Source organism: Xanthobacter aminoxidans (assembly GCF_023571765.1).
Classification (GTDB): domain Bacteria; phylum Pseudomonadota; class Alphaproteobacteria; order Rhizobiales; family Xanthobacteraceae; genus Xanthobacter; species Xanthobacter aminoxidans.
The window spans coordinates 103,198-115,709 of record NZ_JAMJXC010000007.1; the positions used below are offsets into that span (position 1 = coordinate 103,198).

General features: G+C 67.3%; 12 protein-coding genes. 2 read left to right on the forward strand and 10 right to left on the reverse strand.

What is annotated here, in order from left to right:
* The 10 genes from EJ105_RS12890 to EJ105_RS12935 all read right to left on the reverse strand — a co-directional run bounded on the left by EJ105_RS12890 (position 1) and on the right by EJ105_RS12935 (position 10,903).
* A complete protein-coding gene (locus tag EJ105_RS12890; protein ID WP_250166651.1) occupies positions 1–945 on the reverse strand; it encodes an NAD(P)H-dependent flavin oxidoreductase in 945 nt (314 codons plus the stop codon).
* 93 nt (positions 946–1,038) lie between these two features.
* On the reverse strand, positions 1,039–1,956 hold the full coding sequence (locus EJ105_RS12895; RefSeq protein WP_250166652.1) for an enoyl-CoA hydratase-related protein: 918 nt from the start codon (positions 1,954–1,956) through the stop codon (positions 1,039–1,041).
* 3 nt (positions 1,957–1,959) lie between these two features.
* On the reverse strand, positions 1,960–3,168 hold the full coding sequence (locus EJ105_RS12900) for an acetyl-CoA C-acetyltransferase (RefSeq protein WP_250166653.1): 1,209 nt from the start codon (positions 3,166–3,168) through the stop codon (positions 1,960–1,962).
* Between the two features lie 24 nt (positions 3,169–3,192).
* A complete protein-coding gene (locus EJ105_RS12905) occupies positions 3,193–4,998 on the reverse strand; it encodes an AMP-dependent synthetase/ligase (RefSeq protein WP_250166654.1) in 1,806 nt (601 codons plus the stop codon).
* Positions 4,999–5,008: 10 nt separating this feature from the next.
* Positions 5,009–5,833: an ABC transporter ATP-binding protein gene (locus tag EJ105_RS12910; RefSeq protein WP_250166655.1), complete on the reverse strand. Its 825-nt coding sequence runs from the start codon at positions 5,831–5,833 to the stop codon at positions 5,009–5,011.
* 5 nt (positions 5,834–5,838) lie between these two features.
* Positions 5,839–7,020 (reverse strand): ABC transporter substrate-binding protein, encoded by a 1,182-nt coding sequence (locus EJ105_RS12915; protein ID WP_250166656.1) that lies wholly within the window; start codon positions 7,018–7,020, stop codon positions 5,839–5,841.
* Positions 7,021–7,064: 44 nt separating this feature from the next.
* Complete coding sequence (locus tag EJ105_RS12920; protein WP_250166657.1) at positions 7,065–8,108, reverse strand: branched-chain amino acid ABC transporter permease; 1,044 nt, start codon at positions 8,106–8,108, stop codon at positions 7,065–7,067.
* The gene (locus EJ105_RS12925) at positions 8,108–8,986 is read right to left on the reverse strand and encodes a branched-chain amino acid ABC transporter permease (RefSeq protein ID WP_029557956.1); all 879 of its coding nucleotides are present in this window, start codon (positions 8,984–8,986) and stop codon (positions 8,108–8,110) included. Before EJ105_RS12925 ends, EJ105_RS12920 begins: the two co-directional genes overlap by 1 nt.
* A complete protein-coding gene (locus EJ105_RS12930; protein WP_250166658.1) occupies positions 8,986–9,840 on the reverse strand; it encodes an ABC transporter ATP-binding protein in 855 nt (284 codons plus the stop codon). Before EJ105_RS12930 ends, EJ105_RS12925 begins: the two co-directional genes overlap by 1 nt.
* Before the next feature lie 301 nt (positions 9,841–10,141).
* Complete coding sequence (locus tag EJ105_RS12935; RefSeq protein ID WP_250166659.1) at positions 10,142–10,903, reverse strand: FadR/GntR family transcriptional regulator; 762 nt, start codon at positions 10,901–10,903, stop codon at positions 10,142–10,144.
* Between the two features lie 409 nt (positions 10,904–11,312).
* Here EJ105_RS12935 and EJ105_RS12940 point away from each other — a divergent pair, with 409 nt between their 5' ends.
* Both EJ105_RS12940 and EJ105_RS12945 read left to right on the forward strand, forming a co-directional pair.
* Entirely contained in the window at positions 11,313–11,924 is a 612-nt protein-coding gene (locus EJ105_RS12940) for a cysteine dioxygenase family protein (protein ID WP_250166660.1), read from the forward strand.
* Between the two features lie 66 nt (positions 11,925–11,990).
* On the forward strand, positions 11,991–12,473 hold the full coding sequence (locus tag EJ105_RS12945; RefSeq protein WP_250166661.1) for a YybH family protein: 483 nt from the start codon (positions 11,991–11,993) through the stop codon (positions 12,471–12,473).
* Positions 12,474–12,512 lie beyond the last annotated feature (39 nt).

Below are 12,512 nucleotides of genomic sequence, written 5' to 3' on the forward strand. Positions count from 1 at the left end.
TCAGGCGCCCCCAAACGCATCCGACGACAGCGACCTCAGCGCCGCGCGATACTCCTCCCGAAGCCGCGCGCAAAGCTCGGCCGCGCCGGGCAGATCGGAGATGCCGCCCACCCCCTGCCCTGCCGACCAGACATTCTTCCACGCCTTCGCCTCGTTCGACATGTCGAGCTTGGCGTGGCCCTGGAGATTGTCCGGGTCGAGCCCGGCGGCGCGGATGCTGGGCTTCATGAAGTTGGCGTTCACGCCGCTGATGGCGGGCGTGTAGAGGATGTCCGCCGCCGAGGAGGACAGGATCATGTCCTTGAATTCCTGCGGCACCATGGCCTCGCGCGTGGCGATGAAGCGCGTGCCCATGTAGGCGAGGTCCGCCCCCGCAGCGCGCGCCGCGAGGATCTGCGCGCCGGTGTTGATGGCACCGGCCATGAGGATGGTGCCGGCGAACACCTGCCTGATCTCGGTGACAAGAGCGAAGGGGCTGAGCTGCCCCGCATGGCCGCCGGCACCGGCCGAGACGGCGATGATGCCGTCCACGCCGGCTTCCGCCGCCTTCTCCGCATGACGGCGGCTGATGACATCGTGGAAGACGACGCCGCCATAGGAATGCACCGCCTTCACGAGATCGGGCACCGCCCCGAGCGAGGTGATGACGAGCGGCACCTTCTCCTCGACACAGATGGCGAGGTCCGCCTCCACGCGCGGGTTGGACTTGTGGACGATGAGGTTGACGCCGAACGGCGCCGCGTCTTCCACCTCGGCAAGGCGCGCCTTGATCTCCCGCACCCAGTCGCGGAAGCCGTCGCTGGTGCGGGCGTTGAGCGCCGGGAAGGTGCCCACCATGCCCGAACGCGAGACCTCCACCACGAGATCGGGACCGGAGGTGAGGAACATGGGCGCGGCCACGGCGGGGATTTTCAGGCGGCCCTCGAAGGCGGCGGGAAGCGGCATGGGATGGTCCTTGTTCTCGTGCGGCGGGGCCGCCGTCTCGTTTGTAAATTTCGAACCGTCATACCCCGGCTCGAGGCACGGGATGACAAGCGCTTACGATGCCGCTCCGCCCGCCTTGGCGGCCTGACGGGCAAAGAAAGCGGCGATCTTGTCCTGCGCCTGCGGGCTCTGAATGAGGGCGGCACAATAGTCGCGCTCCACCTTCAGCGCCTTGTCCATGGGCAGGCGCGCCCCCTCGAACACGCAGGAGAGGATGGCGCGCGGCGCGGGGTCTTCCCCCTTGGTTCGCGCCAGCACGCGGGCGTTCCAGACCGCGAACAGGTCGCCCGCGGCGGTGCTGGTCGGCGCGAGGCCGGGCAGGCGAAAGCCCTTCACATCCCATGGCGCGACTGGGCTGACCCGCCCCTCGCGCAAGGCGGCCTTGGCGGCGGGAAGGAGATCGTCCGACGCCACGATCACATCGATCAGCCCCGCCGCCTGCGCCTCGGCCGCGGTCATGGGCCTGCCGTCCACCAGGATCGGCAAGGCGGCGGCGATGCCCAGGCGGCGAAGCACGCGCTGGGTGCCGCCGGCGCCGGGCAATATGCCGAGCGTCACCTCCGGCAGGCCGAACAGGCCCTTGGGATTGTCCGCGACGAGCCGGTGATGGCAGGCGAGCATCAGCTCCAGCCCCGCCCCGAGCGCCGTGCCGGGCGCAGCAGCCACCACCGGCTTGCCGCACGTCTCCAGCCGGCGGAATAGCGCCCCCATGCGACCGATGCGGCGCGCCGCCTCCGGCAACGTCACGTCCGGTGCCGCGAGGCCGTTCATGATCGCGAGATCCGCCCCCGCAAGGAAGGAGGACTTGCCCGAGGTGACGATGATGCCTGAGACGGCACCATCCGCCGCCAGCCGTTCCACCTCGGCCTCCAGCGCATCGACGAGCGCCCAGCCCAGCGTGTTCACCGATCGGCCGGGCTGATCGAGGATGAGAATGGCGATGCCGTCGCCGTCGATCTCCGTGCGCAGCATGGCTCAGACCCGCTCGATGATGGTGGCGACGCCCATGCCGGCGCCGATGCACAGGGTGGCGAGCGCCGTGGCCTTCCCCGTCCGCTCCAGCTCGTCGAGCACGGTGCCGAGGATCATGGCTCCGGTGGCGCCGAGCGGGTGGCCCATGGCGATGGCCCCGCCGTTCACGTTCACCTGTGCGGGGTCCAGCCTCAAAGCGTCGATGAAGCGCAGCGCCACGGCGGCGAAGGCCTCGTTGATCTCGTAGAGATCGATGTCGGCGGCGCTCATGCCCGCCCGCTTCAACGCCTTCTCGGCGGCGAAGGACGGGGCGGTGAGCATGATGGTGGGTTCCGAGCCGATCTCCGCGAAAGCGCGGATGCGCGCGCGCGGCTTCAAGCCCGCCGCGTCCCCGGCCTCCCGCGTGCCAATGAGCACGGCGGCCGCGCCGTCCACGATGCCGGAGGAGTTGCCGGCGTGGTGGACATGGGCGATCTCGCCGACTTCGGGATAGCGTAGGCGCGCGATGGCGTCGAAGCCGGGGTCCGCCCCCATGGCCGCGAAGGCGGGCTTGAGGCGGGCGAGGTCGTCAACGCTGGAATTGCCGCGCACCGTTTCGTCGCGATCCAGCATCACCTCGCCGATAGCGTCGGTGACGGGCACGATGGAGCGGGCAAAGCGGCCTTCCGCCCACGCCCGCGCGGCGCGGTGATGGCTCTCCACGGCGAAGGCATCCACGGCGGCGCGGTCATAGCCCCATTTGGTGGCGATGAGATCGGCGCTGATGCCCTGCGGCACGAAGCGGGTGGCGAAAGCCACGTCCGGGTCCTGGCTCCACGCCCCGCCGTCCGAGAGGATGGGAATGCGCGACATGCTTTCACAACCAGCGCCGATCACCATGTCCGCCTGCCCGGCCATCACCTTGGCGGAGGCCATGTTGACCGCCTCCAGCCCGGAGCCGCAGAAGCGATTGATCTGAACGCCCGCCACCTCATCGTCATAGCCCGCGCGCAGCGCGGCGATGCGCGGCAGGCACTGGCCCTGCTCGCCGATGGGCATGACGACACCCATCACGATGTCGCTCACAACCGCCGTATCGAGGGCGCTGCGGTCGCGCAGGGCGGAAAGCACGGTCGTGGCGAGATGCACGGGCGTCGCCGCATGCAGCGCGCCATCCGGCTTGCCGCGGCCGCGCGGGGTGCGCACGTGGTCGAAGATATAGGCGTCTGGCATGGAGGGTCCTTGCAGCCGCGCCGCTCAGGCGTAGAGGCCTTCGATCTCGGTGGCGTATTTCTTCTGGATGTTGGAACGGCGGATCTTCATGGTCGCCGTCACCTCGTCGTCGTCGTGGTCCAGCTCCTTGGTGAGGAGGTGGAAACGGCGGATGTGGGACACCTGCGCGAGCTCCGCATTGGCCTTGGCGACCTCGCCCTCGATCAGCGCGCGAACCTGCGGGTTTTCGACGAGATTGCGGAAATTGGTGTAGGCCAGCGACTTCTCTTCCGCCCACTTGCCCACCGTCTCGAAATCGATCTGGATGAGGGCGGAGACATATTTGCGCGCCTCGCCGATGACGATGCATTCCTTGATGAAGACGCTGGACTTCGCGACGTTCTCGATCTCCGACGGGCTCAAATTCTTGCCGCCCGCGGTAATCATGATGTCCTTGAGGCGATCGACGATCTTCACCTGATCGCCCACCATCTCCACCACATCGCCGGTGTGCAGCCAGCCGTCGCGGAGCGCAGCGGCCGTCGCCTCCTCGTTGCGGTAGTAGCCGGCGAAGACGAGGTCGCCCTTCACCATGAGTTCATTGTGCGGGCCGAGCTTCACCTCCACGCCCTCCGCAGCCGGGCCGACGCAGCCGGGGCGGAGATCGGTGAGGCGCTGGCCGGTGCACATGCCGGTGGTCTCGGTGGCGCCGTAGACCTCCACCAGAGGCACGCCGAGGGTGCGGAAGAAACGCACGATGTTGGGCGAGATGGGCGCCGCGCCGGTCATCGCCACCTTCGCGCGCCTGAGGCCGATGAAGTTCTGCAGCGCGCGGAAGAAAAGCAGGTAGGCCACGAAGAAGAGCGCCCGCTCCTTCAGCGAGCGCTTCGACGGGTGCTTCTCGGCGAACGGCTCGCACGCCTTCACGAGGCGCTCGTAGAGCGCACGGCGCACGCCACCCGCCTCCATCATCTTGATGGTGATGGACGCCGCCAGCTTCTCCCAGATGCGCGGCACGCCAAGGAACATGGAGGGCGCGACCTCCCGCAGATCTTCCTGGATGGTGCGGATGCTCTCGCCGAAATTGACCTGTGAGCCCAGGTAGATGGGCGCCATGGTGGTGAGCATCTGCTCGGCCACATGGCAGAGCGGCAAGTAGGAGACGTGGGTGGTGGTCTCGTCGAGCCCCAGCCGCTCGGACAGCGCGATCGCCTCGGCGCGCAGGTTGCGATAGGTGAGCATCGCGCCCTTGGGCTTTCCGGTGGAGCCCGAAGTATAGATCATCAGCGCCACATCGGAGAGCGACTGACGCGCCAGCGCGTCCTCGATGATCCCGGGCTGGGCCGCGCGATGGGCGGCGCCCATCTCGATCATCGTGTCGAAGGCGATCACCTCGCCGCCCGCGTAGGTGCGCAGGCCCTTCTTCTCCACCACCACGATGCGCCGGAGCTTGGGCAGTTCGGCCCGGCGCTCCAGCACCTTGTCCACCTGCTCCTGGTCCTCGCAGACGACGATTTCCGCCTCCGCATGGCCGAGCACATAGGCCACCTCATTGGCCGGGCTGGTGGGGTAGACGCCCACCGTGACCGCCCCGAGAAGGCCGGCGCCGAGCTGGGTGAGCACCCATTCGATGCGGTTTTCCGAGAGCACCGCCACATGCCCGCCCTCGGGCAAGCCGAGGGCGCGCAGCCCGTGGCCGGCGAGGGCCGCGCGCTCGAAATAGGCCTGCCACGACACCGGATTCCAGATGCCGAAATCCTTCTGGCGGATGGCGGTGCGGGCACCGATGCGCTGCGCATTGAGGCGCAGCATCTGCGGCAGGGTTAGGTCCGGGAAAACGGGTGCGGTCATGGTCGCGCGCTCACGAAAGCCAGCGCTTGCGGCGCTTGTAATGCTTGATATCGCGGTAGCTCTTCGCCCCCGCCTCCCCGGCCATGCCGAGGTAGAATTCGCGCACGTCCTCGTCCGCCATCAGCCGCTCGGTGGGGCCATCCAGAACGATCTTGCCGGTCTCCATGATGTAGCCGTAGTGCGAGACCGCGAGCGCCACCGCCGCATTCTGCTCCACCAGCAGCATGGAGACGCCCCGCTCGCGATTGATGCGGGCGATGATGGTGAAGATCTCCTCCACCAGCTTGGGCGAAAGCCCGAGGGAGGGCTCGTCCAGCAGGATCAGCTTCGGCTCCGCCACCAGCGCGCGGCCGATGGCGAGCATCTGCTGCTCGCCGCCGGAGAGATAGCCCGCACGGCCGTTGCGGCGCTCGTGCAGGCGGGGGAAATACTCGTAGACCGCCTCAAAGTTCGTGGGCCTCGTCTTGCCGGAGCTGGCCTTGCGCCCGGTGAGCGCATAGGTGGCGGCGACGAGGTTCTCCTCCACCGTGAGATCCTCGAAGATGCGCCGCCCCTCCATCACGTGGAACAGGCCGCGGCGCACGAGGTCGTGCGGCTTCAGCGCGCCGCTCGGGGCGCCGTCGAAGGTGATGGCGCCGGAGGTGACGTCGCCGTCCTCCAGCGCGAGAAGGCCAGACACCGCCTTGAGGGTGGTGGACTTGCCGGCGCCGTTGGAGCCCAGCAGCGCCACCACCTTCCCGGCCTCCACCTTCAGCGACAGGCCGCGCAGCACCTGGATCGTCTTGTTGTAGACGACCTCGATGTTGGAGATGTCGAGTATGGCGTGCGCGGTCATATCAATCACTTCTTCAGGCTGATCCAGTCGGATGCCGGCTTCATCTGCTTGTCGGCGGCGTTGAACTGGTAGATGCGGCCGACGGGGACGGAATTGCCGGGTACCGAGATCGGCACGCCGATGATGCCGCCGGTGTCGAAGTCCTTGATGGAATTGAGCGCGGCCTTCAGCGTCTTGCCGTTCAGCTCCTTGCCGGCCTCCAGCGTGCGCTTGGCCGCCTCGCCCATAAGCATGGCGGTGAGAAAGCCCTGCATGTAGCCCGTCGCCTGATAGGTGGGGCGGAGCTTGCGGATCTTTTCGAGGATCGGCGCGTCGGGCGAGGTGTCGTAATAGTAGCGATACGGCATCACGCCCATGAAGCCGTCCGCCGGGGCGCCCACATTGGCCCAGAGCGAGTTGTCCATGGACCAGAAGGTGCCCATGAACTTGGTCTTCAGCCCGAGCTGCTTGGCCTGCGACATGAATTCCGGCAGCGGCGCCAGCACATAGCCGTGGAAGATGGTGAAGTCCGGATTGGCGCGGCGCAGCTTCAGCACTTCGGTGGAAACGTCCACCGCGGTGGGCGGGGTGACGATCTGCGCCACCACGTCGAGGCCCATCTCCTTCGCCCGCTTCACGCTCGCCTCGATGGGGTCACGGCCGAACTCGGTGTCCGAATTCACGAAGACGAGCTTCGCCCCCGGCTGCGCCTTGGCGATGTATTCGAGCAAAATGGCGAACATCTCCACATAGTCCGGCCCGGCCATGAACTGGAACGGATACTTCTCGGGATTGTTCAGCTCGCTGCCGAAGGACGCGCCGGCCATGAGGATGGTGCCGCGGCGGTTCAGCTCCTCGTTGATGGTCTTGGCGAAGCCGGTGCTGTCGCCATAGTAGAGATGGATGTCGTTCTGGGTGGTCAGCTTGTTGAACACCGCTACCGAGGTATCCACCTTGTAGGCGGTGTCCTCATAGGCGAGGCGCAGCTTGCGCCCGGCGATGCCGCCGGCCTCGTTGGTGAGCTTCACATAGTCGGACATCCCCGCCTCGATGGCCACGCCGGCGAAGGCGAATACGCCGGTGAGCGGGATGGACCCGCCGATGACGATCTCCTTCTCCTGCGCATAAGCGGTGAAGCCGGGAAAGGCGGAGGCAAGGCCGGCGCCGGCGGCGAGGCCCATGATCTGGCGTCTGTTGAGACTGGTCATTGGCGTTTTCTCCCTTGGATCTTTTTACTTGGTCTTTTCTTGCGTCATGTGCGGAACGGCCACAGATGGAAGAAGCGGCGCGCGCGGCGCACCATTTCCGCCAGTCCATGCGGCTCGAAGACGAGGAACAGGATGATGAGCGCCCCGAACACGATGGTGCGCACCGGCGAGAGCGCCGCGCCGGCATTGGGGAAAATGGGCGCGAGCCAGTCCACCACGTACTTCAGCAGCTCCGGCACCAGCGTCATGAAGGCCGCGCCCAGCACCGAGCCGATGATGGTGCCGAGCCCGCCCACGATGACCGCCGCAAGGAAGAAGATGGAGGTGGCGAAGGGGAAGCTTTCCGGCGTCACCACGCGGAAGAAATAGGCCCACATGCCGCCCGCCACGCCCGCGTAGAACGAGGAGAGAGCGAAGCTCATCAGCTTGTACTTGAGCAGCGGGATGCCCAGCACCTCGGCCGAGATGTCCCGGTCGCGGATGGCGATGAAGGCGCGGCCGATGCGGGTGCGGAAGAGGTTCGCCGCGCCCAGAACCATCAGGCAGGTGATGGGCACGATGACGAAATAGAGCGCGAACGGGCTCGCCAGCTCCAGCCCGAACAAACGCGCCGGCGCGACATTGATGCCGCGCACACCGCCCGTCACCGAAACCCAGTGGGTGAAGACGAAATGCAGGATCACCGAGGCCGCGATGGTGGCGATGGCGAGATAGAGCCCCTTCACCCTGAGGCTCGGAATGCCCACCAGCACACCCACCAAAGCGGACACGAGGCCGGCGGCGAGGATGTTGAGGAGGAAGGGCGTCCCCACCTGCCCCTCGAAGAAGGCGACCGTATAGGCCCCCACCGCCATGAAGGCCGCCTGCCCGAGGCTGACGAGGCCAGTAAAGCCGGTGAGGATGTTGAGCCCCGTCGCGCTCGCCACGTTGATGGCGACGAGGCAGGCGAGATAAAGCCAGTATTGGTTGAGCACGAAGGGCGCGAGCACCAGCATGGCGAGGAGCACGCCCATCCACGCCCGTTGCGTCGAGGTGACGAGCAGCCCCTCGTCGGCGATGTAGGTTTCCTTGGCGGTTGCGATGCGCATCAGAGCCGCTCGATCTCCACGGTGCCAAACAGGCCGTAGGGCCGGATCATCAGCGCCGCGATGAGGATGGAGAAGGTGGTGACGAGCTTGTACTCGCCGCCGAGGAAGGTGCCGGCCCAGGCTTCCACGAGGCCGATGAGGATGCCGCCGACGAGCGCGCCGAGCACGCTGTCCAGCCCGCCGATGATGACCACCACCAGCGCCGAGAGGCCGAACACGCCCATGGTGGGCGAGATACCGCCGATGGCCCCCACCAGCAGCCCCGCCCCCGCGGCGGTGGCGCAGGCCACCATCCAGGCCAGCGAGAACACCGCCGGCACGTTGATGCCGCAGGAATAGGCCGCCGCCTGGTCGGTCGCCGTGGCGCGCAAAGCGACGCCGCCGCGCCAGAAGCGGAACAGCAGCAGGAACAGGGCGATCACCAGCGCCGACACCACGAAGCCTATGGCGATCTTGCGCGAGACATAGGCCTCGCCGATGAACACCGGCGCCTGCCCCATGAAGTCCGGCAGCGCGCGGGGATCGGTATTCCAGATCAGCTCCGTGGCGCCGATCAGCACCGAGCCGAGCCCCACCGTGAGCATGAGCACGGAGATGGAGCTTTCGCCCAGCATGGGCCGGATGAGCGTGCGCTCCACCACGAAGCCGAACAGCGCACCACCGGCGATGGCGAGCGGAATGGCGAGCCATGTGGCGAGACCGAAGGCGGTGACGAAGGCGAAGAAGAGATAGCCGCCCAGCATCAAGATTTCGCCCACCGCGAGATTGATGACGCGGGTCGCCTTGTAGATCAGCACGAAGGACAGGGCCGTGAGCGACAGCAATGCCCCGGAGCCGAGCCCCGCCAGTGTCACCTCGGTGAAGAAGAGCCAATCCATCAGGCCGCCTCCCCCACGCCGGAGAGGCGCCGCATCAGCTCGGCCGGATCGCCCGAGCCGAGATAGGCGGCGGCGACCTCGGGATTGCCCTGCACCTCGGCGGGCAGCCCCTGCGCGATGACCTTGCCGAAATTCAGCACCACCACATGGTCGGAGATGTCCATCACCATCGCCATGTCGTGCTCCACCATGAGGATGGAGATGCCCCATTCTTCCTTCACGTCGAGGATGAAGCGGGCCATGTCCTCGGTCTCTTCCCGGTTCATGCCGGCGACGGGCTCGTCCAGCATCAGGAGGCGCGGGCGCATGGCGAGGGCGCGGGCCAGCTCCACGCGCTTCTGGAGGCCGTAGGAGAGGGAGGCGACCGGCTTGTTGCGGATGTGGTCGATTTCCAGGAAGTCGATAATCTGCCGCTCCACCTCGGCGCGCAGCTCCATCTCCTCGGCCCGGGCGGCGCCCCAATAGGTCAGCGCCTGCAGGAGGTTGGTCTTCATGTGGGCGTGCCGGCCGAGCTTGATGTTGTCGAGCACGGTCATGCCCTTGAAGAGCGCGATGTTCTGGAAGGTGCGCGCCAGCCCCGCCTTTGCCCGCTCCGGCGGATGGGTGCGGGTGATGTCCACGCCGTCGAGGCGGATCGCCCCGGCGCGCGGGCGGTAGAAGCCGGAAATGCAGTTGAACAGCGAGGTCTTGCCGGCGCCGTTCGGGCCGATGAGGGCGGTGATGGAGCCCTTCTTCACCTCGAAGGACACGTCGGTGAGCGCCCTGAGCCCGCCGAACCACAGGCCGAGGCCATCCACCGCCAGATGCGCGGCGATGGGCGCAGGCGTTGCCGCGGAGGCTGGCGCGGCGTTCATGCCCCCTCCCCCGGCCGCGGGCTGGCGCACGGGCGCCGCCCGGCCACAGGGACCGAGTTGACGTGTTCCAAGGCATTCCCTCCAAAGCCGCCGGTTTTCCGGCGATCATCTTGGCTTTACTTAGGAGCGACCATGAGCATCAAAGCTCACAATCAACTGTACCCACCCACACCGTCATGCCCCGGCTTGTCCGGGGCATCCACTGCGCCGACCGTCCGGCGCCTTCAATCCCAACACCGCCTGGGCCCCGAAGTGGATCCCCCGCACAAGGCGGGGGATGACAGGCCAACAAGCGCCCCCTTCAACTCTGCGACTTACTCAGCGCATAGCGCGCGAAGATGCGCTCCACTGGCTCGTCAATCTCGCGGCCGGCCCGCACGAAGCCCTTGCGCCAGTCCACCAGATGCCGGCGCATCCAGGTGCGGGAGAGTTGGAGGTCGCGCGCCCTGACGGCGTCGATGATGAAGCGGTGCGCCTGCGCCATGCGCCCGGCGCCCTCGGGCACCCTCCGGCAGATCATCTCCGTGGAGGGAAAGAACAGCAAGGCGGCGGGCTCGCGCGCCATCTCCAGCACGCGGTTGCCGCAGGCGCGGGCGAGGAGCGCGTGAAATTCAGAATCCAGCTCGGCCACGACGACGGGATTGTTCACCGCCGCCTCGAGGCGCTCCTGGTTATCTTCCAGCGCCGCCAGCATGTCCGCATCCGCATGGACGACCGCGCCTTCGACCGATCCCACTTCCAGCACCATGGCGGTGTCGAACAATTCGCGGAAGGTCACGTCCTGCAGCACCAGCGCGCGGCTGATGCGGGTGGAGAGGCCGCCGGCCCGCGGCTCGCACACGAATAGCTTGCGGCTCGCCTCCCGCCGCACGAGGCCGCCCTGCTCAAGCACGCGAATCCCCTCGCGCACCGTGGAGCGGTTGACCCCGAACTGCCGCACCAGCGCCGCCTCGGTGCCGATCTCATCCCCCGGCCGCAGCCGGCCGGACACGATCTCGGCCTCGATGGCCTCGGCGACCATCTCGTAGGCGGAAGGGACCTTGATGCGGTCGAACCGTTCCATCGCGGGCGGAAAATCCTCAAAAGGAGGCTTTGTCGGACAAAAGGCTATTTGTCGCGAAATGAGTTGTCAACGGGGAGAATTGGAAATGAACTTTATGATATAAATAGCTGATATAAAAAGCTTTTCCTCGTCTCCACGATTTCACCCGACATCTTTTGCATCGCATCATTGCAGGCGCACACTGATGCGTTTGCCGATCGCGCGGCGCGTCGTATTCACGCGTCCCGGACAGTCCCCGGCCCTATTCTTGCGTCGCTCGCCATCGCGCGATCCGAACGCGCGACGTGCCTTGGACGGGTCTGGCCATGCCATTGTTTTTCCAACGAGATTGCGCACATCAAGGGCGCACCCCCGGCGTGTCGCAAAGCAGACGACGCGCAGCGGTCCCCAGCTTCGGGATGGCCGCGCGATGACGGCCGCCCCACCCGAGCCACTGCGTCGCTTTTGCTGGGACATCCAGTCCATGGTGGAACTGGCGGACGATCCGCGCGAGATACTGATGATCGGTCGCGACCTCATGGGCCGGCTGGTGGCGCAGGACGATTGGCTGCCGGAGGTGTTCGCGCAGCTCGACGGCGCACCGTTCCGGCAATACCAGCTCTATGCGGACCAGATGACCCGCTTCACCGTCATCGCCACCGTGCTCGCCCCCAGCGCCGCGCTGCCGGTGAGCGAGCAGACAGTCTGGGAACTGGCCGGCGTGCTGCGCGGCGAGGTCGTGCGCCAGAGTCTCGCGCTGCCGGACGGCGCACCGCCGGTGGCACGGGCGGCTTCGAAATGCCTCGGCGCGGGCGCGGTGGATGCCTTCGCGCCCAAGGACGGGGACGGGCTCGCCATTGCCAACGGCTCGTCCACCGCTCCCGCCATCCTGATCGAGGTGCATGGCGCGGAGATCGGCGACCAGCCCCGCCGCACGGTCGGGCCGGACGGCACCGTGGGCAGCTTCACCACCGTCTACGCCAACCCGCCGGAGGCGCCGGCCTGGGACATCCTGACCATCCAGGCGCGCATTGTGGACTGACGGTTGCCGGCTGGCGGGCGGCGGTGCTCTAGTCGTTCCGCGCCCGCCGGCGCGGAGACCTGCGAGATGCTGCGCCGCGCTGTCCTTGTCCTCGCTCTCCTGCTCGCGCCGGCCCTCGCCCATGCCGAGGATCGTTCCGCGGCGGACCGCGCCGCCGAAGCCGCCATCCGCGCCCGCCTTGCCGCCTGGACCGAGGCGTTCAACCGGGGCGATGCCGCGGCCACCTGCGAGCTGTTCGCCGACGATCTGAAATCCGATGTGCGGGGTGCCCCTGCGGGGGACAAGGCCGCCGTCTGCGCGCGTCTCGCCAAGGCGCTGGCGAAATCCGGCGGCAAGCTCGCCTATGTCTGCCAGATCCACGAAATCCTGGTGTCCGGCGACCTCGCCATGGCGCGCCTCACCTGGGTGCTCACCGAGCGCCCGGGCGGCAATGCGCTTTCGCGCGACGAGGGCATGGACATCTTCCGCCGCGATCCCGACGGCCTCTGGCGCATCGCCCGGTTCATGGCATTCGCGGTGGAGAGCGAGAGCACGCCGGGCGGGAAATAGCCACCACCAAGCCCCGCCCATAAAAAAGCCCCGGAGCAG